The sequence below is a fragment of the Empedobacter brevis genome, assembly GCF_965118635.1.
In the GTDB taxonomy this organism is placed as follows: Bacteria; Bacteroidota; Bacteroidia; order Flavobacteriales; family Weeksellaceae; genus Empedobacter; species Empedobacter brevis_A.
In genome coordinates this window covers 54,127-77,799 of sequence record NZ_CBCPHV010000006.1, presented here as the reverse complement: position 1 = coordinate 77,799, position 23,673 = coordinate 54,127, and the positions used below count along the sequence as shown (strand labels likewise).

Sequence of the window (23,673 nt, the reverse complement as noted above, 5' to 3'; positions counted from 1 at the left end):
ATTCTATCCTATTTAAGCTTGATTCATTTGGGCTACCGATTTGTTTTTTATACATTTGTAAGTATAGCTTTTCTTAGTGATTCATTTTTCACAAGATCTCAACAAGATTTGATAACCATCAAAACAGTTTGTTTTATCTCAATTTATTTATGCTAAATTTAGAGATAAGACAATTTCATTTTTAATCATATTCCCCTAACTTTTTTCAAAAAATACAAGGTTAAGGGAACCTAATTTTTTAAATATTCAGTATGATAAAATATCCAAAAATTAAAACTACATTAACCAAAGGAGTTGTTATTCCAAGTTTGATTTTCATTATAGGAATTTGTCTGTTATCAGCCATATATCCTAAACTGACAGAAAATCTACTTAACACCATCAAAGACTTTATTTTTGTTAACCTAAATTATGTCTACGTTTGGTCAGTTACAATTTTTGTGATTTTCCTAATCTATCTAATGTTTAGTAAATACGGAAATATACGATTGGGAAGAAATGACAGCAAACCAGAGTATTCTTTCTTTTCATGGATTTCGATGCTATTTGCTGCAGGTATGGGTATCGGATTAATGTATTTTAGTGTTGCCGAACCAATGCAACATTATTCTAATGAAATTTTTGCAGGAAAGTCTCAAGTTCAACGAGCTAAAGATGCACAGCTGTATACTTTTTTCCATTGGGGAATTCACGCATGGGCTATTTACGGAATTGTTGGGTTATCTTTAGCATATTTTACTTATCGTTATCGTTTACCATTATCACTCCGTAGTTGTTTTTATCCTTTGTTAAAAGATAAAATAAAAGGACCTTGGGGAAATACAATTGATGTGTTTGCCTTATGTAGTACATTTTTCGGTATTACAACGACTTTGGGTTTTGGTGTTGTCCAAATTAATTCTGGTTTAGAAACATTAGGTGTGTTACCAGGAAATAGTTTTATTTACCAAGTACTTATTGTAGCTGTTTTGGTTTCATTGTCTATTATTTCTGCAGTAAGTGGTGTAGACAAAGGTGTTAAGATATTAAGTAATATTAATATCGTGAGTGTTGTGATACTTTTATTATTTGTTTTATTTCTTGGACCTACCGTTTATTTAATTGGAAGTTTTACAGAAGGAATAGGAAACTACCTCAACAATTTCTTTAGTTTAACATTTGATACACATGTTTATGAAACTGGAACACAACAGTGGTTTTATGATTGGACTATTTTATATTGGGCTTGGTGGATTTCTTGGTCGCCTTATGTAGGACTTTTTATTGCTAAAATTTCTAAAGGACGTACAATACGTGAGTTTATTGCTGCTGTTCTTGTTATTCCTACTTTGTTCAACTTTATTTGGATGTCCGTATTCGGAAATAGTGCCATATGGTTCGATTTTAATGTCGCAAATGGTGCCTTAAGTCAATTGGCTTCTAATCCTGATGCCTTAATGTTTCGTTTTCTAGAATATTTGCCTTTGACCAAAATCATTAGTTATTTAGTCATTGCGATTATCATTATTTTCTTCGTTACCTCAGCCGATTCAGGGATATATGTAATGAATAGTATTGCAACCAAAAATGCGCGTCATTCTCCAAAATGGCAAACCATTGGTTGGGGTATTTTATTAGCCGTATTAGCTTTAATGCTACTTAATGCAGGAGGGTTAAAAGCTTTACAAAGTATGACGCTGATTACCGCTTTACCTTTTTCAATTATCATGCTCTTATTTATCGTTAGTTTAGTCAAAGGATTATCGATTGATCAAAAATATTATGAACGTGAATTTTCAGTTTCTACCATTCCTTGGTCGGGAGCAGCTTGGAAACAACGTTTAAAACAAATTATTTCTTTTAATGATAAAAATTCTGTTAATGATTACATTGAAACAACTGTAGAAGAAGCATTTTCTGATTTACAAAAAGAGTTCGTTAGAAATGGAATTGAAGCAAAAGTTAATTATCATAAAAATCCTCAGAGAATTGAAATTGAAATTCCTTATGATGTTGTAAATAATTTCGTTTATGGTGTAAAAAATCAAACAAAAACAGTCTCTGATTATTTATTAAATGAAGATAATCTACCAGATGTAGATGATAACAGAACATATTATCCCAAATCGTATTTTGGTGATGATAGAGAAGGTTACGATGTACAGCTTTTTACAAAAAATGAACTTATCTCTGATGTCTTAAAGCACTATGATCGTTTTATTGAAATTATTTCGGAAGAAAAAAATGAAATGTTTATTAGTAGCAATACAAATCAAAGATTAAAATAATAAGGAACTAAAAAATTCTAGATAAAAGAAATGGATTTTTACATAACACAATTAAATTCAATATTATAAAACAAAAAAAGCACCTTTAAAAAGGTGCTTTTGTGGTCCCACTTGGGCTCGAACCAAGGACTTGCTGATTATGAGTCAGCTACTCTAACCAACTGAGTTATAGGACCAGAGAATAAAAGAAACGTGTTCCTTTCTCGTGGGTGCAAATATATAAAAACTCGTACATAAAACACAAGTTAAAAATAAAAGTTTTTTAATATTTTTTACAATACATTCAATTACAATATAATAATATTGTATTTATTTTAATCTACTCTATTTATATTGATGAAAAGATAAATTAATCATTTTATCTACTTTACATAAAAGTTATTCTTGAATAGAAAAAAACCTCCAAATGGAGGTTTTGTATTTTAATTATAATTAACTATCGCCAACTTTTATATTGATTAATCAGACCATTGGTAGAAGAATCATGAGTTGATATTTTATCATCTTTTTCTAGTTCTGGTACAATACGATTAGCAAGTTGCTTACCAAGTTCTACACCATATTGATCAAAACTAAATATATTCCAGATTATACCTTGAACAAAGATTTTATGTTCATACAAGGCTATCAATTTTCCTAAAGATCTAGGCGTAAGTTTCTGCAAAAGGATAGAATTAGAAGGTCGATTACCTTCAAAAATTTTATAATTCTTTTGACGATTAATTTCATCTTCAGATTTTCCTTCCGAAACTAACTCTCGAAGAACTTCTTTTTCATCTTTACCATTCATCAATGCTTCTGTCTGGGCAAAGAAATTTGAAAGTAAAAACTGATGATGATTACCAATTGGATTGAGACTTTGAGCTGTAGCAATGAAATCGGCAGGAATAAGTTTTGTTCCTTGATGTAATAGTTGATAGAAAGCATGTTGTCCATTTGTACCTGGCTCTCCCCAAACAATTGGGCCGGTTTGATAATCTACAGAATTACCATTTCTATCTACATATTTACCGTTACTTTCCATATCGCCTTGCTGAAAATAAGCTGCGAAACGATGTAAGTATTGATCATAAGGCAAAATTGCTAATGTTTCAGCTTTATAAAAATTGCCATACCAAACCCCTAACAACGCCATGATTACAGGTATATTTTCATTAAAAGATGTATCTCTAAAATGTACATCAGCCTGATGAGCACCAGCCAATAATTCTTGAAAGTTTTCGAAACCTATTCCCAAACTAATTGATAAACCTATTGCAGACCACAATGAATAACGACCACCAACCCAGTCCCAGAAAACAAACATATTTTTTGGATTAACACCAAATTTCATAACCTCAACTTCATTGGTACTCAAGGCAACAAAATGTTTTTCCACATCTTGGTTGTGTGCACCAGAATTTATCAACCAATCGCGAGCACTTTGTGCATTGGTCATCGTTTCTTGTGTCGTAAAAGTTTTAGATGCAACTAAGAAAAGAGTTGTTTCTGGATTTAGTTTTTTCAGTACTTCCGATAAATGTGTACCATCAATATTAGAAACAAAATGAATATCCAAATGTGTTTTATAAGCTTTGAGTGCTTCGGTAACCATTACAGGACCTAAGTCTGAACCGCCAATTCCTATATTGACAACATCAGTTATTTTTTTACCTGTATATCCTTTCCATTTTCCTGAAAGTACATCGTTGGTAAAATTTTTCATTTGATCTAATACGTCATGAATTTGAGGAACAATATCCTTTCCTTCTACCAAAAGGCTTGCTTCTCTTGGTAAACGCAATGCTGTATGCAATACTGCTCTGCCTTCTGTAAAATTAATTTTTTCACCTGAAAACATCTGCTCAATAGCATCTTTTAATCGAACTTCGTTGGTTAATTCTAATAAAGTATCCATTGTTTCACGGACAATTCTGTTTTTAGAATAATCGAAAAGAATATCGTCCCATACAATAGAGAAAGAAGAGAAACGATTATCATCATTAGCAAAAAAATCTCGCATTTGAAGATCTTTTGTCTCTTGAAAATGTGTTGTTAGCTTTCTAAAAGCGGTCGTGTTTTTAAAAGAAATATTCGGTAACATTTGTTTATTTTTTATGAGACAAAATTACCATTGAAAATCACGATTGTTGTTACCCAATTAAGACTAAGACTTATACATTTGCGACAACTGTTCTTGTAAATCGGTAGGTGTTTCGTTTAATTTAGCTCGCACAAATTTATTTAATGCGGCAGGAGAATTAAATCCAAGTTCAAAAGCTATTTCTTTGTGTGAATAATTGGATAGTAATAACAATTGCTTAATCTCATTCATTATCCTAGCATGAATAGTTTCGATAGAAGTAAGACCAGCAATTTTTTTAGTAATTTCATTCAGTTTTTTAGTCGAAATACGCAATTTTTCTGCGTACCAACTTACAGTACGTTCGGTTTTGAAGTTTCTTTCTAGTAATTCTAAAAATTTACCATAAAGCATCGTATCATCGTTGCTAACCTTATTATTTCCCCATTTGGTATGTACAAATTCTACGAGCTTTAATAACGTAATTTTGATGTAGAAACGAGCTTGTTCTTTTTTAACTGAAGTCAGATCATTATACAATTTTTCGATCTGTTCTAGTAATAAAATAATTTCAGAAGTTTCCTCTTTTGGAAGTTCAATATAATTTAGTTTGATTGAAATATTATAGTTATAAATATTCAATTCGTTTTTTAGAATATCGGAACAAAATAAGACTTCGTCAAACAGCACCATTTTCCCTTTAAAGTTTTCACTGATCTGTTCTTTGGAAGATAATTGACCAGGAAAAATTACAGAAATACTATTTTCATTCACATTATATAAACGATCTTCTACCTGCATTTTCATTTCTCCTTCCTGTACAAATAACATACAAAAATGGTCTTTAGTATGAGGTTCGCGATATTGTTCTAATCCTTCTTTGTCCAAATCAAAAATATGAAAGGGTGTTATTGCCCTTTCATATTTGTTCTGTATATCTTTAAGATGATGTGTAAACATACGTCTTTAAAATGAGTTATTTCTTCTTAAGCTGAGTCGCTGCTGCTTCGTCCACCAAAAATAGAAGTTCTCCATTGGATGGATTTAACAATTGTGATGGATATTGAGAAAAATTAGATTCACCTTCGATTACTTGTTCCAATGCTTCTGCTTTCGATTCACCAAAAGCGATAACCAAAAGTTGCTTAGCTTGATTAAGTAAAACAGCCGTCAATGTTATTCTGTACATTTCCTGCGGAGCTAAATAATAAGCCGATACCCATTTTTCTTTTTCATCTAAAACTTCGGTTCCTGGAAATAAAGATGCCGTATGTCCATCATTCCCCATTCCTAATAGAACAAGATCAAAAGCACCTTCGCTTCCTAATTTTTCCTTTAAAATTGATTCATATTCCAAAGCATAATCTTCTGGTCTAATTCCTTCTTTATACATCGGAAAAATATTCTCTTTTAATACCGGAACGTGATTTAACAAGGTTTCGAAAGACATCTTAGCATTACTCAATTCGTCATCAAGAGAAACCCATCTTTCATCTCCCCAAAATACATATACTTTACTCCAATCAATCTGATTTTTATAATGTTCTTCTGTTAAAAGTTCATATAAACCTTTTGGAGAAGAACCACCAGTTAAAGCCAATGTAAAAAAACCTTTCTCATTTATTGCATCGTTTGCAATATGTATAAGTTGATCTGCCGCATATTGGTAAATATCTTCTTTCGATGGAAATATTTTAATCATTTTTTTAATTTTTATCCGTTATATTAGAATTATCAAGCCAAAAATGACCTTGTCTTTTCAAAAGTTCATCCGCTGCTTCTGGTCCATTTGATCCAACTGGATAAGTGTACATTTCAGAATCATTTCCGTTTTGCCAAGATTCTTGAATGGTTGAGATAACATCCCACGCTTCTTCCACTTGATCTGAACGCATAAAAAGTGTAGAATCTCCGTCTAAAGCATCGAGTAACAAAGTTTCGTAAGCTTCGGGGGTATCTGGCGCACATTCAAAATAATCAAAGATCATTTCTGCAGGTTTTAATTTCATATCCAAACCTGGCTTTTTAGTCATAAATAACAATTTTATGCTTGTTTCAGGTTGAATGTCAATTGTTAATACATTCGGAACTAAATTGCTTTTACCATTTTTAAATGTCGTATTTGGTACGTCTTTAAAATTAATCGTTATATACGATTTTTTCTCCGCCATACTTTTCCCTGTACGCATATAAAATGGTACTCCTTTCCATCGTTCGTTATCTACATAAAATTTCATTGCTACGTAAGTTTCCGTATTCGAATGTGGATCTACTCCTTTTTCTTGCAAATAACCAGGTTTCATTTTCCCGTTAAGTTCACCTTTGGTGTATTGAGCTCTTACTGTGTAATGATTCACATCTTTAGCATCAATTCTTCTAACACTTTTTAGTAATTCAACTTTACGATCTCTGATTTCTGTAGATTCGAATGTTTTAGGAGCTTCCATTGCCACCATACACAATATCTGCATCAAGTGGTTTTGAATCATATCTCTTAATGCACCCGATCCATCGTAATATCCTCCACGGTCTTCAACACCAACAGTTTCTGCAACAGTAATCTGTACCGAATCGATATATTTATTGTTCCAAAGCGGCTCGAACATAATATTTCCAAAACGGAATGCTAATATATTCTGCACATTTTCTTTTCCTAAATAATGATCGATACGATAAATCTGCTCTTCTTGAAAAGTTTTTGCTAAAAGATTATTAAGCTCTACAGCTGTAGCTTTATCATAACCAAATGGTTTTTCAATAATCAATCGATCTTGCTCTACATGTTCTGCTAGATGATGATTTTTAAGACTTTTAGATACTTTATCAATGAAACTAGGTGCGATAGATAAATAGAACAATCGGTTTGCACGTACGTTCCATTTTTTATCTAGATTTTCTACTTTTTCTCTCAATTGATTGAAAGAATCTTCTTGATTAATATCAAATTGAAGAAAATATATTTTTTCTTTAAAAATTTGCCATTTTTCTTCCGAAAAGTCCTTGATTCTAGAAAACTCTTTGATATTTTCTAAAATATAATCTTTGAATTCATCTTGTGATTGGTTATTCCTCCCCAACGAAATGATTTCAAATTCATCTGGCATCCAACCTTCAAGAAATAAATTAAAGAAGGCTGGAAATAATTTACGTTTAGCCAAATCTCCTGTTGATCCAAAAACTACAATTGAAGTTGGCTGTTTATGATTGTTATTCATTTCATTTAATTTTGTTGATCCCATTGCGTATGGAAAACACCGTCTTTATCTACTCGCTCATAAGTGTGTGCACCAAAATAATCACGTTGTGCTTGTATAAGGTTTGTAGGTAAATGTTCTGCTCTATAAGCATCGAAATAAGACAACGCATTCATAAATCCTGAAGCTGGAGTTCCTTGTTCAATAACATCTTTTAAAAGAGTGCGAATACTACTTTGCGTACTGTTAAGTTTTTCTGCAATAGCTTTATCAAGCAAGATATTTGGCAAATCTGCATTAGTTGCAAAAGCTTTTCTAAAATCTTCTAACAATGTAGCGCGGATAATACAACCTCCTCTCCAAATTTTACAAACTGTTTCTAAATCCAATTCATAACCATACGCATCTGATGCTACTTTTAATTGAGCAAGACCTTGTGCATACGTAGAAATGATAGCGAAGAAAAGCGCTTCTTTTATATGTTTAATATCTGCAATTGGTGCATTTGCATTATTGTCCCAAACCAACACTCTAGACGCTTCTATACGTTCTGGTTTATATTTAGAAATATCTCTCATATTGACAGCTGCATCAATTACTGGAACTGGAACTTGCAAATCCATTGCGTTTTGTGATGTCCATTTACCTGTTCCTTTTGATTTCGCCCAATCTGAAATTAAATCTACAAGCAGCTTTCCATCTTCTTTTTTCTTTAAAATATCTGCTGTAATTTCGATTAAGAATGAATTAAGTTCTTCTTTATTCCACTGTTCGAAAGCTTTTTGTATAGTTTCATTATCCAGCTTATAAACTTTCTTCATAATATCGTAGGTTTCTGCAATCAATTGCATAATACCATATTCAATACCGTTGTGTACCATTTTTACATAGTTTCCGGCAGACCCGTTTCCTAAAAATTCTACACAAGGTTGTCCGTCTACTTTAGCTGCAATAGCTTCGAAGATTGGGCGCAAGCGCTCATAAGCTTCTCTATTACCTCCAGGCATCATACTTGGACCTCTTCTTGCTCCACTTTCACCTCCAGAAATACCCATTCCAAAGAAATGGATTCCTTTAGCAGAAAGCTCTTCATATCTTCTATCTGTATCTTTGAAATAGCTATTTCCTCCATCAATAATAATATCTCCTTCATCCAATAAAGGGCTTAAGGTTTTGATAACACCATCTACTGGATTACCAGCAGGAACTAATAACATTATAGCTCGCGGTTGTTCAAGAGATTTTACAAAAGCTTCTGCTTCTACCGTTGCAAAAATCTGATGTCCTTCTTGAGCTTCGTCCTGTAGAGAATCTACTTTTTCTTTATCTAGGTCTAATCCTGCTACTGCATAACCGTGATCAGCCATATTTAGAAGTAAATTTCGACCCATAACCCCTAAGCCTACTATACCAAAATTATATTTACTCATTCTTTAATTTTTTTCAATGTAAATTTATATCATTCAAAATAGTGAAGCTTCATCTTAATCATTAAATTTTACATTAATTTTAAAAAAATAAAAACTTCAACAATAGGTAAAAATCTTTTTTAGATTGTTACCCGAAAAAATATTATTTGCACAACTCTGAAGTATTAACATCAACTAATTAAAAACCATTGTTCTAAAATAATTTTATACCAAAAAGTCTCCTCCTAAGAAAAAAAGAGAAGACTTTGGAGTTATATTTTTGCAAATAATTATGCTAATATAGCATCTTTTAATGCTTTTGCTGCTACGGCTGGATCTTCAGCTCCATAGATAGCACCTCCAGCTACTGCTACTGCCGCACCTGCTGCAACAACATCTTTAATAGTATTGATGTTAACACCACCTGCTACAGAAAAAGGAACTTGAGACTTTTTACCTTCTTCAATAAGTGTTTGAACAGAATATCCAGGTAATGCTTGTTCATCTAAACCTGCATGTAATTCTACAAATTCTACACCAAATGCCGTTACTTCTTTCGCGCGTTCTACACGATTTTTAACACCAATAGTATCAACAACTACTTTTTTACCAGCTTTTTTAGCTGCTTCAATCGCTCCTTTGATTGTAGCATCATCCACAGCTCCCATTACAGTAACTAAATCAGCTCCAGCGTTAAAAGCCATTTCCGCTTCTAAAGCACCTGTATCAGCTGTTTTCATATCTGCGAAAACCAATTTATCTGGATGAGCAGATTTCATAGCTGTTATTACTTTCAATCCTTCAGCTTTAATTAATGGTGTTCCTAACTCAATAATATCTACATAAGGAGCAACTTTTGCTGCTAATTCTAATGCTGCTTCTGTTGTTAATAAGTCAATTGCGACTTGTAATTTTGTCATAATATGAAATTTTAAGATTTAAATTTTGTTTAATTATTCAAGATTGGCGTGTTTTGGCCAAAGATCTTCTTTTGTTAATCCGGATTTTTGCCACAACAACATAAATACAGCATCTAAAACCAATAGTATAGTTTGTTCAAATAAGCTACCTGCATATTGTTGAGATGTTGCTTCACCGAAATCTGTTTTTACCGCGGCTTTTATTACTATGAATTTGTCCGCAATCGTTGCCAATTTGCTATTTTCGTCTGCAGTAATTGCAAAAATTCTAGCATGTTGTTTTTTAGCTTTTTCTGCTGCGATTACTAATGTAGAAGTAGTTCCAGAGCCAGAACCAACAATTAATAAATCTCCTTCTAAAATTGCTGGAGTTGTAGTTTCCCCTACAACGTATACCTCAAAACCAAGATGCATAAAACGCATTGCAGCCATTTTTAAAGCTAATCCTGTGCGCCCTGCTCCAACAAAAAACAATCTTTTTGCTTTTTTAATTTCTTGTTCCAACGCAATTAATGCTTCTTCGTCAAGATATTGCAACACTTCCTCGTTTTCTCTCAGTATTGTGTTTAAGTTTTTTATACTATTGTTTTCTGTATTCATCTCACTCATCTTTATAAGATTTGTTATCTCTTATACTTTTACTGATGCAAATTTACAGCGCTTGATTGCCTGCAATGTTATACAAACATTCCTATCTGATATACATTTGCGACTGTTGAGGTATTTGCTTTTTGTTTGAAGAAAAACAAGATCATTTCACATAAATTATAAGAGAAGAACTAGGTTTATAAATGAAGAATTCGAAATAAATTGAAGATTAATATTCTTAATTATTAGAAGATTTTGATTCTAAGAATAAGATAAAATAAAAGATAGAACCAAATGTTTATCTCTAACGATAAGAATTTTTCTATTTCTAAATCTATGAAAAATGTAAATAAAAAATAGCCACATCTAATTGGATGTGGCTATTTTATATACAAGTTGTTATAATTTTTATCAGTCTATTCATTCAAAGATTATATAGAATCTAATTTATGTTTTGTTAATTCATTTTCTGTATTACCTGTATTAAGAGTTGATGCAGGCTCAAAGAGCATTACTAAGACATCCTTTTCAGCAACAGGTTTGTGTTCTATACCTTTCGGAATTATAAGAAATTCGTCTTTATGTAGCGTTATAGTTTTATCTCGAAATTCAATTTTTAATATACCGTCCACTACAAAAAACATCTCATCTTCGTTGTCATGTTTATGCCATACAAATTCACCATTAAGTTTGACAAGTTTTACATGTTGTCCATTAAGTTCGCCTACAATTTTTGGTGACCAATGTTCTGAGAAAAGCGAAAATTTTTCAGATAAATTTACTTTGTCCATTTTTCTTATTTTTAATTTAGTTGTCTATATCGAATTGGTAATTTCTTATTAACAAAAAGAAAATTTACTTTTTGAATTATCCTAAACTTCTTTTCAAAATAACCCAACAGTTGAACATTAGGTTTCCCACAGAAACTATACCAAATAGTATTCGAAACCTTATAACGTTCAGACATTAAATTTACTATTATCATTTTTAAAATCAGAGAGTTGAATATGATAATTTATTTTATATTCTAAAATTAAGATTTGTATGTATAATTTTTTTACTTACTATTATAGACATCTAGTTGAGTACCTAGATTGATAGAAAATTATATTTGGATTACAAGGATATGTGTCAATTGAGAAAATTGAAAACAAAAAAAGCACCTTTTAAAAGGTGCTTTTGTGGTCCCACTTGGGCTCGAACCAAGGACTTGCTGATTATGAGTCAGCTACTCTAACCAACTGAGTTATAGGACCAGAGAATTAAGCAATAAAAAGGAAGCTATCACCTAATTCGAGTGCAATATTAACGCTATTTTTTTAAACTTCAAAATTATTTTACATCTTCACAAAGCTCTATTAATACACCATTCGTTGTTTTGGGATGCAAAAAAACAATTCGCTTATTGTCTGCACCCAATTTTGGCGTTTCATTAATAAAAGTAAATCCTTGATTTTTAAGACGCTCCACTTCTACTTCGATATTATCAACGCCAAACGCAATGTGATGAATTCCTTCTCTATTTTTTTCTAAATATTTTTCGATAGCACTATCATTTTTTTCAGAACCGACCAATTCAATCTTAGATTCTCCTACTTCGAAAAAAGAAGTTCGAACACCTTCAGATGCTACTGCTTCTTCTTTATAAGGTGCTTTTCCTAATAATTTTTCGAATAATTCATTCGATAATCCCAAATCTTTTACAGCAATTCCCAGATGTTCTATTCTCATGTATATTGTTTTGAGTAAAGATAAACTTTTCTAAAAATTTATATTTAAAATTTAAAGAGTTTGTTGTAATATTGAACTATGAGTTTTTATGAAGATGGGAGTCAATATCTCCGCAAAGGTCAGTATAGAAAAGCGATTGATTATTTCACATTATCGATTAAGCGTCAAATAGAAGTGGCAAATTCATATTTCGGTCGTGGATTGAGCCAATATTACATGAAACAAAATACAGATGCAATCAAAGATTTTGATAAAGCAATTGAATTAGATGATAAAAATCCAAACTTCTATTTCTACAGAGGAATGGCTAATTTTAATCAATATAATCCAACAAAAGCAGCTGAAAATTTTGATAAAGTGATAGAAATTGATCCCAAAAGTTTTGTAGCTTATCATCAGAAAGGTTATGTTTTGATGAATTTAAATAAATACACAGAAGCAATAGAATGTTTCAACAAAGCTTTAGAGATTAATCCTGATTACGAATCATGTTATCACAACCGTGCTTTTTGCTACGATCAATTGCAACAATTGGATAAAGCAATCGAAGATTATTCGAAAGTAATCGAGATGAAACCTCATTTCTTATCGTATTACAACAGAGGAAATACTTATTTTGTATTAAATGATTTAGAAAATGCTTTAGCAGACTTTAATCAATCAATCGAATTAAATCCTAATCATTTCTTATCTTATTACAACAAAGGAGCAATCTTAGAAAAATTTGAGAAAGAAAAAGAAGCAATCGAAGAATATAAAAAAGCATTGCAATTGAATCCAGAATTTTATTTGGCTTCAGAAAGATTAGCACAATTAGAAAATCAACAATAAAGTATAGAAATCGTTTCATTTTGAAACGATTTTTTTTATGCTTCAGTTTTCTTAACGTAAATCAATGTCAAGTTTTGCGCTGTGTTTTTACTTTGCTTCAAAATTAAGTTGTTATGCAAGTACAAATAGTTGTTTATGGTAAAAACAAAGAAATTCTGGATACATTAGAACGTGTGATCAACAAGAACCAAGATTGGAAAGCATTTTGTACTAATTCAAAAGAAGAATTACAATCGTATATTTCGACAAATAACATTCAAATTATATTATTTAGTAGCGGAATTGGTGCTTTGGAGATTGCAGAATTAGAAGAATGGATAAGCACTTTTTTCCCTACAATAAAACAAATTCATCATTATGGTGGAGGAAGTGGTTTATTGAAATGCGAAATTGATAGTGTTTTAGCCGGAATAAATCCTATTTGCAAAGCAAAAGTAAATGTCATCGTTTAGATAAAAAAAGAGCTTTTCAGGATTTACTGAAAAGCTCTTTTTTCTTAAATATCTTTTACAATCCAATAATCTCGAGAAATCCCAACATCATTGCGATTAATTTCTATTTCGTCACAAAAATCTAAAAATAATTCATCCAACGTTTTATCAATTTTCGGCGTAGAACCAAAAACTTTAGTCAAGATAGGATTGGTTTCATGTTCTAATAATTTTCCTGTAAAATTCTGAATATTATTTTCTTTAAAGCCAATAAATGTGCTTGGAGCAAAAACAATAACCTCATCTACATCGATCACCAAAAATGTTTTCGATTTTTTGATTAGCTGAATAGTTTTTTCCTTTTCTTCTTCCGTTCCTACTTCTAAACCTTCCAAAAAGAATTCTACATTATCAAAAACTTCTTCTTTATCCTGAACAAACTCCATTTTATAAATTTTAGCAAAAATAAATAAAATTTAATCTTCTTTCAATAAGATTTCAACTTCTAAATATTCATGATAATTCCGAACAAAATCATGTTCAAAATCAATATCTTCTAAACGCATTTGAATTCCTTTTTTATCAACATCTATATAATCTAAAATCGTTTGAACATTATAAATTTCTAAATTATGAAATGTTGGATACAAGGTTATTTGCTTTAGCGTAAGCGCCATTATAAAACAATTGATTCCATTAAAATTAACACCAATATCAGCGAAATTTTTGTAGAAAGAAATCAAATTCGTTTTAAGTTGTAGATTGTAATTAAAACTTTTTAATTTAAAATTTTTTAAAACTAATCGATTGGTTGTTTTCAGTACAATTTCTTCTGTTATTTGAAGATTTTTACTCAACAATTCTAATATATTTTTATCTTCAACAAATTGATATAAAATATTCAAATAACGTTTTGCTTCCTCAAATTCAAACAATTCCAAATTCACTAAAATTGACAGAAAAAGAAAGCGTTCATTGCTCGGATAAACAATTTCAACTTCTTTTAAATACTTTTGCGCTTCCTCAAATTTTAATTTGTGAATATAATATTCGGCAATGTAAAAGTTGGCTGCGAATAAATAATAATCTTCCTTTTTGGCTTCTAAAAGATATAAAATAGATTCTTCATTAAAATTCAGATTTCGCTGCACAACACCTTTTAGAAAAAGTGCTTTTTTATCTTTTGGATATTCGTAAAGTAATTGATTTAGTAAATCTTGCGCTTTGATTAATTGTTGAATCGGATTGTGAATAAATGAAAAACTTTTCCATATTGGATATTGATTTTCAAGACTTTCATCATCAAGAATCAAGAAAAAAATATCGTTAAAAAGTTTATTATAATCCACAGTATAAGTTTTAGTCATGCTAAAATTAAGCTATTTTTAGGTAAAAAATACGAACAAACTAAAAAAAACAGTTCCAAATAGAACTGTTTTTTAGTAAATATTATTTTTGAAAATAAAACATTTCGATAGATTAATTCGACTTCTAAAACTGTTGTCTTTTTATTTTTCCACTTTCTGTTCGAGGAAATTCTGCAAGGAAAATAATTTCTTTAGGAACTTGATATTTGGTTAACTCGGCTGAAGAAAAATCAAAACTTCTTTCCTTTCCTTCTACAACTAAAACCAATTTTTGCCCTAACAATGTATCTGCTTTTGAACTAATATAAAAATCGGAAGTAATAAAAGGTTTCAGTTTATTTTCGATTTGTTCTGGAAAAAGTTTTATTCCGCCCGAATTAATTACATTATCTGCTCGTCCAATCCAATTAAATTTACTTGTTTCTGTTATTTCAACTATATCATTGGTTACAACTTGCAACTCATCATATGGCGTATCAATAACTAAACATCCGCGTTCATCTTGCGAAATTTTCACTTCTTCGAAAGCTTCAAAAACTTGTTCTGCATTCGGATATTTTTTATTCGCTACTTGTTTAAAAGCAATATGCGTAATCGTTTCTGTCATTGCATACGTTTCGTAGATTTCATTTTCAAAAGAATATAATTCTTCTTTTACTTTCTCCGAAAGCGGCGCTCCTCCAATGATTAACTTCTTGCATTTGGAAACAAAATCTAGTGAATTTTCTACTTGCATTGGCGTTAATGCAACAAAATCTATTGTTGAGAAATGTTGAGAAATTCCATTATTTATATCGTCCAAAGAAATATGTGAAGTAGGTTGTAGACAAATTAATTTTAAACCAATTTCTACAGCTCGAACCAACATCAATTTTCCTGCAATATAAGTAACTGGCATTGCCAATAGTGCTGAATTTCCTTTTTCTAAATGCAAATATTTTCCTGTCATATTAGCACTTTTTCGCATATTCTCTTTGGTTAAGAGAATCTCTTTCGGTGTTCCTGTAGAACCCGAAGTATGAGCAATCATTATATCTGAATCAGAAAACCATTCGACTAAAAAATCTTTTACAGATTGTTCGAATTCATTGCTTACTTGAATGGAATTGACATCAAAATTGGGTTGAGAAAAATCTAAATACAACATACTATTTATAATAACTTACACCTGCATTAATTTCGACATCTAATGCATTGTTTGATGGTGGAATTGGACAATTGTAATGTTTGCTGTAGGCACAATATGGATTATAAACCTGATTGAAATCTAATATAATTTCATTGGTTTTTGTTCCTAAATCTTTTGTACTCAAATCTAAATATCTTCCTCCTCCATAAGATGTGACACCATTTGTTTCGTCCATAAAAGGTAAAAACAAACTATCTTCATATTTCTTCATAATCGGAGAAGATTGATAAACCGTTAATGTTTGTTCCACATCATCTATTGTAAAAGTTACTGTTCCGTATTCTTTATAATTTTTAATCTTCTTCGCTGAAGTTGGAAACGGAATTACTTTTCCATTTTTAATAGGCGTAAATTTTGCTTTTACTCTATATTTTTCATTAATTGGAAAAAATGTAATTCCTTTGAAATTTGTTTTTTCTTCGTCAATCAATGGCGATGTTTCTGGATTTGTATAAAAAGTAGCCAATTCTGCTTGATATTTTTGAATCGCAGCAACATCAAAAGTTTTCTTTGTTGTTTGACAACTCATTAAAACGATTGTTGCAAAAAATGCAATAAGTAATTTATTCATCATAATTTGTTTCGAAATAAATATTCGCCTCTTAGTTCTAATCGACTTGGGAAATTATTTGTAAACAAACCTCCTGTTCCCAATCCTTGTGGCATTTCTGGATATAAAATTGCTGTCCATTGTGCAATAGCATTCAACCCAATATTACTTTCTAATGCAGAAGTAATCCAAAATGGAATCTCATATGTATCTGCTGCATTTATCCATTCTAATGAACCTCTTATTCCGCCAACTAAACTTGGTTTTAAAATAATATATTGAGGTTTTATTTTTTCTAAAAGTTTGAATTTTTCTTCTTCATGAACAATACCAATTAATTCTTCGTCTAACGCAATTGGTGTTGGCGTAGATTTGCATAATTCTGCCATCAAATCGATTTGTCCGGCTTTTATTGGTTGTTCGATAGAATGGATATGCAATTCGGCTAATTGTTGTAAGACAACTTTTGCTTCATCAAATGTAAATCCTCCATTTGCATCAACACGTAATTCTAATTCTTCTGCCGAAAAATCTTGTCTTAATTGTTGAATTATTTTATGTTCATTTTCCCAATCAACACCAATTTTCAGCTTAATACATTTAAAACCGATTGCTAATTTTTCTTTGATTTGTTCGCGCATAAAATCAATAGAACCCATCCAAATCAAACCATTTGTCTGAATCCCATTATCTCCTGTAGAGAAAGCCGATTCGTATAAATTTGGGTTTAATTTATCTGTATAATGATCATTATATCGATTGATCGAAAGACTTTGAAAAGCCTGTTCTACACCAAACTGAATCGAAGGCCATTCGCGTAATTCTCGCCACAATTCATCAACACCTAAACCGATATGGTCACAAACCCATTGTAATTTTTCTTCGTAATCTGGACGATCATCAAAACTCAATCCTTTAAACAATCCACATTCACCAACATATTCTTTTCCATCTTCTTCTATTGTAAAAAGATATGTCAACTTTTCTGTCAAAACACCGCGCGAAGTTCCGCTTGGATTTTTGAATTTCAAGATATAAGGTTCAAAACTTGCTTTCATACTCCAAATTTAATTAAATATGATCATCTTAAAAAGTAGGTTTCACAGAAAAATATCATATTAAAGTTATTTTTAATTTAAATCATCAACTAACAAATTATCAATTATTTTTTAATCTTATTTTTATTTATTTACTTTGTAAATCAAAGTACTTTAAAAAATTAATGTTTATGAATTTATACAAAAAAGGATTTTTGAGTTTGGGAAAAACTGCTCTATTTTCTGTGCTTCTTTTTCATTCGTGTCAATCAGAAAAAGGAATGAAAATTTCTATTCATAATAAGTCAGATTTTACAATTGAGAAACTAGATTTTTCAACTCAAAATTCATCAATTCATTTAGAAAAATTAAATGTTGGTGAAACAAAAAAGGATTTTCTGAATATGCAAAATATTGAGAAAATTGATGGTGAATACCAACTTAAATTCAGCATGAACAACCAATCTGAAATTATAAAAACTGGCTATTATACAAATGGAATTCCTTTGCAGGATAAAGTTGAAATAACAATTAAAAACGATACTGTACTTTTTAATTATTAAATTTATTTTCGAGAATGAAAACTTAGACGAATTACTCAAAACAAACTGATTTTCAAATTTTTTTTTCACTTTTAAGAATTATTTCACATTTAAGGATGTAACTTTTTAATAAATCGTACGTCTTACTTGTAAATAACCTAAAATATGAAAAAATACTTTCTTCCAATTATTTGCCTTACAGCAATTAATATGTATGCGCAACAAGAAGTAAAAGGTACTATACAATATTCTAATCAAACTCCAATTGCTTTAGCCGATGTTATCATTTTTCAAGATGATAAAATTATAGACGAACTATCGACGAATGAAAATGGACTTTTTACGACCACTTTAGAAAACGGAACTTATGTACTAAAAGTTGAAGAATCTGGACAACTTTTACATTCACAACAAATTATTATTCAAGACAATCAAGAGATTGGACTTATCATTGTTCCTTTAAAAGAAACAGAAATTACGTTGAATGAAACTGTTGTAACTGGACAAAAGAAAATGATTGAAAAAAAAGTTGATCGTCTTATTTTTAATGTTGATCAAGCTGAAGGTGCTAAAGGAGGAAATGCTTTGGATGCGCTAAAATTAGCTCCTCGCATTAAGGTTGATGAAAATACTGATGCTATATCTATCATTGGAAAAGGATCTGTTACAGTAATGATTGACGATAGATTAATGCAAATGAGTAGCGATCAATTGGCTAATTATTTAAAAACAATTCGTGCCGAAGATATCGAAAAGATAGAAATTATTACAAATCCTTCTGCTAAATATGATGCCACTGGTAATAGTGGAATAATTAATATTGTTCTGAAAAGTGCTAAAGCAGAAAGTTTGAACGGTTCTTTATCTTCAACTTATAATCAACAAAAATATCCAGGATACAATTTGAATGGAAATATCAATTTCAGAAAAGATAAATGGACTGTAACTGCAAACATTTACAATGGATCTGGAAGTTGGTACAACAAATCGAAAGGAAGAATTTATTATACAGATGAAACTTGGATCAGCGATGGATTTAATAAAAATGAGAACACTTACATCGGAGGAAAAGTTGGTGTCGATTATCAGATAAATAATAAACTTATCACTGGTTTTAATCTTAATTTATCTAAAGGTGATGGAACGTATGATAATTTTGAAACAACGGGCATTTACAAAATAAATGAAAATCAACCTTCTCGTTACATTACATCTGACCGAAATGGATCTGATTGGGACTGGAGCTATGTTGGTCTTAATTATCACATCATCAAAAAATTTGACACCGATGGAAAAAAATTAACATTCGATTTCGATTATTCTAATAATCCTTTCTCTGAAACATCAAAAACGATAAGCAGAGAATACAACAGCGTTTGGGAAGAAATAACAGATAAATACCAAGATAATATTACTTATACAGACCAAAAATCTAATCGCTACAATGTTAGTTTGGATATGGAACATCCTGTCAATTCGTGGAAAATGAATTATGGTACTCGTTTACGTTGGGCAAAAGATGATGCAGAAAATAATCGTTATGCTAAAACGAACAAAAAAGATGATAAATACAACGATGGATTTCAATACAACGAAAACATCTTTGCATTATATTATTCGATAGAAAAACAATTCGCAGAAAAATGGACAGCAAAAGCTGGTTTGCGTTATGAGCATGCAAAAGTAGAAGGATTAATCAAAAAAGAAGATTTTGAATATTCAAAAACGTTTGAAGGATTGTATCCAACAGCTTATTTGATGTATCAAGCAGCCGAAAATCATTCATTTACTTTTAATTATAGCCGCCGAGTAGAACGTCCTTTTATTTGGTATTTGAATCCTTTTGAAATAAAAGGAAATGATTATAATATTTCTGTTGGTAATCCTGATTTAACACCTTCTAATTCAAATAATTTTGAACTGGAATATGCATACAAAGATTTGACTGTTACAAGTATTTATTACAAGAATTCGAATGATATTTTTGAACAAGTAAATATTTATGATCCTGAAACCAAAATAAACACAGAAAAACCATTTAATATTGGAAAATCGTATAGTTTCGGATTAAGTGAAAACTTAAACATAAAACCAAAAAAATGGTGGAAATTGAACGCTTCGGCTGATGTTTTTTATAGTAAAACGAAAAGTTCGATTCCTGAAATGAAAGATGTTGATGGTTTGAATGGAGAATTTAGAATAACGAATAATTTAGATTTGAATAAAAAGAAAACATTATTCGCTAATTATTCTTTCAATTATTACGCGAAAAGTTACGATAACTTACAAACAACAGGAGATTTTATGCGCCATAACATAGGATTTCGTGCTATGATTTTTGATAAAAAATTACAATTATCATTAAATATCAGTAATCTATTTGCAAATAAAAATCCATATTATTCAACCATTTCCAATGATGTAAAAAATATAAATGAGTATTCTGCTTATAGAATGTTTCGTGTTGGAATCACTTATAATTTTGGAAAACAATTTAATATAGAAACTTCAAAATCTAACCAAGAACAAGGAGGTGGAAAAGGTTAGAATTTATTCCTGAATAAAAAACCCTTGAATTTTTATATTCAAGGGTTTTATTATTTTATGAGTTATTCTTTTTAGATCGAATAATTGCGATGTCCAAAGATTGAACTTCCAATGCGAACCATTGTACTTCCCTCTTCTATTGCAATTTTGTAATCGCCCGACATTCCCATTGATAAAATTGAAATGTTGTCATAAATCGATTGCAAAGCATCGAAATTTGATTTTAATAAACGAAACTCTTCACGAATTTGATTTTCATCTTCTGTAAATGTCGCCATTCCCATCAAGCCTACAACACGAACATTTGGTAAATGCTGAATTTCTTCTTGCATTATTTGTTGAATTTCTTCTTTATCCAAGCCAAATTTTGTTTCTTCATCTGCTATAAACTGTTGTAACAAAACATCAATTACACGATTATTTTTTTCAGCTTGTTTATTGATTTCTTTCAACAATTTCAAACTATCAACGCCATGAATTAGATGAACAAAATCTGCCATATATTTCACTTTATTGGTTTGTACATGTCCAATCATATGCCAACGAATATCTTTTGGAAGAACTTCGTATTTATCGCACATTTCTTGAATTTTATTTTCACCAAAATCACGAATTCCAGCTTCGTATGCTTCTTGCAAATCTTCAACAGGTTTTGTTTTAGAAACCGCAACAAGTGTTACATGTTCAGGAATTGTTTTTTCTATTCTTTTTAAATTTTCTTGAATACTCATTTTATTTATTCTTTCAAATCAAATACTGCAAAACCGCTCAAAGGTTTTGGTTCGATATATGTGCTTTTAGGCGGCATTTTAAGTCCTAAATCAGCTATTAATTGTAAATCTTTAACATCAACAGGATAAAAAGCAAATGCAGCAATATAATCGTGGTGATCTACTTTATTTTTCAAAGCTTCTATTCCAACCTTATCACGCGTTCCGCATTCATAGTGAACTCGTTTATCTTTTTTTGTATCCTGAATATTAAGAATTGGTTTCAGAACAGTTTCTTCAAAAATATAAGTATCCAATTCGTTTAAACCTTCTTCAAGCAAAATATGATTTCTTAAATAAAGACTATAAAATTGTTGATCTAGATACATGACCAAATGATGTTTCTTTGTCGGAATTGTTAATTCTTCTTGCTTCGGAATAATTTCGAAATATTCTTCTAAACGTTGAATAAACTCTTCTGATGATAATCCATTTAAGTCCTTGATTAATCGATTATAATCATTGATAATCAAATCTTCATTTGAAACCAAAAGTGCCAACGTAAAATTAAACGATTCGTTTCCATATACTTCATCTTCAGAAATTTCTCTTGTATGTTTTGTATAACGTTCCGAACTTTCCATACGATGATGTCCATCTGCGATGTACAAATCATCTAGCTTTTCAATAGAATCTTTTAATTGTTTTAAATTTAATCGATTATCAACTCTCCACAGCAAATGTTGAATTCCATTAGATTCTTCAATTTTCAGAATTGGTTTTCTTTTCATTTCTGTATTGATTAACAAATCTACTTTTTGCGAAGGCTTATAAGTTAATAAAACAGGTTCGGCATGAAAATGAGATCCTTTCAGATATTCTGCAAACAATTCAACGCGACGCTCCAATGTTTCTTCGTGTTTTTTAATCTTATTGTTTCGATAATCTTCGATATTCACAAGTCCTAAAAGTCCTTTTGTTTCGCGGCCATTTGGTTGTATCACTTGATAAATATAATATGAAGATTTATCTTGAACTAAGATCTTCTTTTCAATAAACTCTTCTAAATTCTTTCTGACTTTTCTGAATTTTTCTTTTGGAGTTTCAATAGATTCATCCCAAGTTGGTAAAATTATATGTAAAAAAGAGTTTTCTCTTGTATTGATATAATAGTCAACTTCTTCTTTAGAATATTGATTAACAGCAAGTGTCACAAAATCTTGAGAAGTTTCATCTGTAGGGCGAATTCCTTTGAATGGTTTAAATTGAGGCATTATGAATAATTTTTAGATAGAACGAAACTCAAAATTATTTTCCGTAAATCTCAACGATTTGCGAAGCTAATTCAGTTCCAATTCTGTCTTGTGCTTCATTTGTAGAACCTGCAATATGTGGAGATAACGATAATGATTCGTTCATCAATAATCCCATTTCTGGAGTTGGTTCATTCTCGAAAACGTCTAAAGCTGCACCTGCAACTTTTCCTTCTTCAATTGCATCAACCAATGCTTTTTCATCAATCACACCACCGCGAGCAGTATTAATTACAATTACGCCATCTTTCATTTTAGCAAATTCTTTTTCACCCAAAATATATCCATCTTGCGCTGGAACATGCAATGAAATGAAATCTGCTTTTGTAATCACTTCATCAAAATCAACAGAAGTAATGGTAAAGTTTAATTTTTGACCATCAAAAAATTCTAATTCAATGTCGCGTGTAGCTGGGAATTTATCATATACTAATATATTCATTCCTAAACCAATTGCTTCACGAATTACTTCTACTCCAATTCTTCCAAAACCAATTACACCCATTGTTTTCCCTCTCAATTCGATTGCTTTTGCATATGCTTTTTTCAATCCATTGAAGTTAGAATCACCTTCTAAAGGCATTGTACGATTGGCTTGGTGCAAATTACGAACAATAGAAAACAAATGAGCCATTACAAATTCTGCAACAGATTGAGAAGAAGATGCTGGTGTATTAATCACTTGAATCCCTTTTTCTCTTGCGTAAGCCACATCAATATTATCCATACCAACACCACCACGACCAATAATTTTAAGGTTTGTTGCATCAATTAATGGTTGACGAACTTTGGTTGCAGAACGAACTAAAAGTACTTCGATTCCGTTTTCGTTGATATAATTTTCTAATTGTTCTTGTGCTACGTGAGCTGTTATTACTTCGAAACCTTTTGCCTCCAAAGCATCTTGTCCTGCTTTAGAAATTCCGTCGTTTGCTAATATTTTCATGTTATTATTATAAAATTAAGATGTGAAATTTTAGATGTT

22 protein-coding genes and 2 tRNA genes are annotated in these 23,673 nt (G+C 30.7%); 5 read left to right on the top strand and 19 right to left on the bottom strand.

All coding sequences use genetic code 11. The features are described from left to right. Nucleotides 1–251 precede the first annotated feature (251 nt). The gene (locus tag ACMHJW_RS09595; RefSeq protein WP_413533194.1) at nucleotides 252–2,267 is read left to right on the top strand and encodes a BCCT family transporter; all 2,016 of its coding nucleotides are present in this window, start codon (nucleotides 252–254) and stop codon (nucleotides 2,265–2,267) included. A 102-nt stretch (nucleotides 2,268–2,369) separates the two neighbouring features. On the opposite strand, the gene ACMHJW_RS09590 is transcribed toward ACMHJW_RS09595, so the two are convergent. The 11 genes from ACMHJW_RS09590 to mce all read right to left on the bottom strand — a co-directional run bounded on the left by ACMHJW_RS09590 (nucleotide 2,370) and on the right by mce (nucleotide 12,171). After that, nucleotides 2,370–2,443: transfer RNA gene (locus tag ACMHJW_RS09590), tRNA-Ile, on the bottom strand. A gap of 260 nt (nucleotides 2,444–2,703) precedes the next feature. After that, entirely contained in the window at nucleotides 2,704–4,350 is a 1,647-nt protein-coding gene (pgi, locus tag ACMHJW_RS09585) for a glucose-6-phosphate isomerase (RefSeq protein ID WP_413533193.1), read from the bottom strand. A gap of 63 nt (nucleotides 4,351–4,413) precedes the next feature. After that, the gene (locus ACMHJW_RS09580; RefSeq protein WP_413533192.1) at nucleotides 4,414–5,217 is read right to left on the bottom strand and encodes a helix-turn-helix domain-containing protein; all 804 of its coding nucleotides are present in this window, start codon (nucleotides 5,215–5,217) and stop codon (nucleotides 4,414–4,416) included. 88 nt (nucleotides 5,218–5,305) lie between these two features. After that, nucleotides 5,306–6,031, bottom strand: a complete 726-nt coding sequence (gene pgl, locus ACMHJW_RS09575) for a 6-phosphogluconolactonase (RefSeq protein WP_413533191.1) — start codon at nucleotides 6,029–6,031, stop codon at nucleotides 5,306–5,308. 4 nt (nucleotides 6,032–6,035) lie between these two features. Next, nucleotides 6,036–7,544 (bottom strand): glucose-6-phosphate dehydrogenase, encoded by a 1,509-nt coding sequence (gene zwf, locus ACMHJW_RS09570; protein ID WP_413533190.1) that lies wholly within the window; start codon nucleotides 7,542–7,544, stop codon nucleotides 6,036–6,038. A gap of 5 nt (nucleotides 7,545–7,549) precedes the next feature. Beyond that, nucleotides 7,550–8,953 carry an NADP-dependent phosphogluconate dehydrogenase gene (gene gndA / locus ACMHJW_RS09565; protein WP_413533189.1) on the bottom strand — a complete coding sequence of 468 codons (1,404 nt, stop codon included), beginning with the start codon at nucleotides 8,951–8,953 and terminating at the stop codon, nucleotides 7,550–7,552. 269 nt (nucleotides 8,954–9,222) lie between these two features. After that, nucleotides 9,223–9,852 carry a 3-hexulose-6-phosphate synthase gene (hxlA, locus tag ACMHJW_RS09560; protein WP_413533188.1) on the bottom strand — a complete coding sequence of 210 codons (630 nt, stop codon included), beginning with the start codon at nucleotides 9,850–9,852 and terminating at the stop codon, nucleotides 9,223–9,225. Between the two features lie 33 nt (nucleotides 9,853–9,885). Then, a complete protein-coding gene (hxlB, locus tag ACMHJW_RS09555) occupies nucleotides 9,886–10,452 on the bottom strand; it encodes a 6-phospho-3-hexuloisomerase (RefSeq protein ID WP_413533187.1) in 567 nt (188 codons plus the stop codon). A 419-nt stretch (nucleotides 10,453–10,871) separates the two neighbouring features. Then, nucleotides 10,872–11,231, bottom strand: coding sequence for a cupin domain-containing protein (locus ACMHJW_RS09550; protein ID WP_413533186.1), 360 nt, complete (start codon nucleotides 11,229–11,231; stop codon nucleotides 10,872–10,874). 391 nt (nucleotides 11,232–11,622) lie between these two features. Beyond that, nucleotides 11,623–11,696: transfer RNA gene (locus tag ACMHJW_RS09545), tRNA-Ile, on the bottom strand. Nucleotides 11,697–11,772: 76 nt separating this feature from the next. Continuing rightward, nucleotides 11,773–12,171 carry a methylmalonyl-CoA epimerase gene (gene mce / locus ACMHJW_RS09540; protein ID WP_413533185.1) on the bottom strand — a complete coding sequence of 133 codons (399 nt, stop codon included), beginning with the start codon at nucleotides 12,169–12,171 and terminating at the stop codon, nucleotides 11,773–11,775. 78 nt (nucleotides 12,172–12,249) lie between these two features. Here mce and ACMHJW_RS09535 point away from each other — a divergent pair, with 78 nt between their 5' ends. Together ACMHJW_RS09535 and ACMHJW_RS09530 are read left to right on the top strand one after the other, a co-directional pair. Beyond that, nucleotides 12,250–13,002, top strand: coding sequence for a tetratricopeptide repeat protein (locus ACMHJW_RS09535; RefSeq protein ID WP_413533184.1), 753 nt, complete (start codon nucleotides 12,250–12,252; stop codon nucleotides 13,000–13,002). A 113-nt stretch (nucleotides 13,003–13,115) separates the two neighbouring features. Continuing rightward, nucleotides 13,116–13,454 (top strand): hypothetical protein, encoded by a 339-nt coding sequence (locus ACMHJW_RS09530; protein WP_413533183.1) that lies wholly within the window; start codon nucleotides 13,116–13,118, stop codon nucleotides 13,452–13,454. Between the two features lie 44 nt (nucleotides 13,455–13,498). On the opposite strand, the gene ACMHJW_RS09525 is transcribed toward ACMHJW_RS09530, so the two are convergent. The 5 genes from ACMHJW_RS09525 to ACMHJW_RS09505 all read right to left on the bottom strand — a co-directional run bounded on the left by ACMHJW_RS09525 (nucleotide 13,499) and on the right by ACMHJW_RS09505 (nucleotide 17,597). Then, a complete protein-coding gene (locus ACMHJW_RS09525; RefSeq protein ID WP_413533182.1) occupies nucleotides 13,499–13,879 on the bottom strand; it encodes a hypothetical protein in 381 nt (126 codons plus the stop codon). Between the two features lie 30 nt (nucleotides 13,880–13,909). After that, on the bottom strand, nucleotides 13,910–14,782 hold the full coding sequence (locus ACMHJW_RS09520) for a tetratricopeptide repeat protein (RefSeq protein ID WP_413533181.1): 873 nt from the start codon (nucleotides 14,780–14,782) through the stop codon (nucleotides 13,910–13,912). A 142-nt stretch (nucleotides 14,783–14,924) separates the two neighbouring features. Beyond that, on the bottom strand, nucleotides 14,925–15,947 hold the full coding sequence (locus ACMHJW_RS09515) for an AMP-binding protein (RefSeq protein ID WP_413533180.1): 1,023 nt from the start codon (nucleotides 15,945–15,947) through the stop codon (nucleotides 14,925–14,927). Between the two features lies 1 nt (nucleotide 15,948). Then, nucleotides 15,949–16,560: a DUF1684 domain-containing protein gene (locus ACMHJW_RS09510; protein WP_413533179.1), complete on the bottom strand. Its 612-nt coding sequence runs from the start codon at nucleotides 16,558–16,560 to the stop codon at nucleotides 15,949–15,951. After that, on the bottom strand, nucleotides 16,560–17,597 hold the full coding sequence (locus tag ACMHJW_RS09505) for an o-succinylbenzoate synthase (protein ID WP_413533178.1): 1,038 nt from the start codon (nucleotides 17,595–17,597) through the stop codon (nucleotides 16,560–16,562). The genes ACMHJW_RS09510 and ACMHJW_RS09505 overlap by 1 nt, the downstream gene beginning before the upstream one ends. Nucleotides 17,598–17,767: 170 nt before the next feature. Between ACMHJW_RS09505 and ACMHJW_RS09500 the strand changes: the two genes are divergently transcribed. Both ACMHJW_RS09500 and ACMHJW_RS09495 read left to right on the top strand, forming a co-directional pair. Next, complete coding sequence (locus tag ACMHJW_RS09500; RefSeq protein ID WP_413533177.1) at nucleotides 17,768–18,139, top strand: hypothetical protein; 372 nt, start codon at nucleotides 17,768–17,770, stop codon at nucleotides 18,137–18,139. Nucleotides 18,140–18,283: 144 nt separating this feature from the next. After that, entirely contained in the window at nucleotides 18,284–20,665 is a 2,382-nt protein-coding gene (locus ACMHJW_RS09495) for a TonB-dependent receptor domain-containing protein (RefSeq protein WP_413533176.1), read from the top strand. Between the two features lie 71 nt (nucleotides 20,666–20,736). Here the strand turns inward: ACMHJW_RS09495 and ACMHJW_RS09490 are convergent, their stop codons facing one another. The 3 genes from ACMHJW_RS09490 to ACMHJW_RS09480 are packed head-to-tail and all read right to left on the bottom strand — an operon-like array spanning nucleotide 20,737 to nucleotide 23,634. Further along, nucleotides 20,737–21,396 carry a YggS family pyridoxal phosphate-dependent enzyme gene (locus tag ACMHJW_RS09490; RefSeq protein ID WP_413533175.1) on the bottom strand — a complete coding sequence of 220 codons (660 nt, stop codon included), beginning with the start codon at nucleotides 21,394–21,396 and terminating at the stop codon, nucleotides 20,737–20,739. Between the two features lie 5 nt (nucleotides 21,397–21,401). Next, the gene (locus tag ACMHJW_RS09485; RefSeq protein WP_413533174.1) at nucleotides 21,402–22,649 is read right to left on the bottom strand and encodes a DUF1015 domain-containing protein; all 1,248 of its coding nucleotides are present in this window, start codon (nucleotides 22,647–22,649) and stop codon (nucleotides 21,402–21,404) included. Nucleotides 22,650–22,683: 34 nt separating this feature from the next. Continuing rightward, a complete protein-coding gene (locus ACMHJW_RS09480; RefSeq protein ID WP_413533173.1) occupies nucleotides 22,684–23,634 on the bottom strand; it encodes a D-2-hydroxyacid dehydrogenase in 951 nt (316 codons plus the stop codon). Nucleotides 23,635–23,673: the final 39 nt, after the last annotated feature.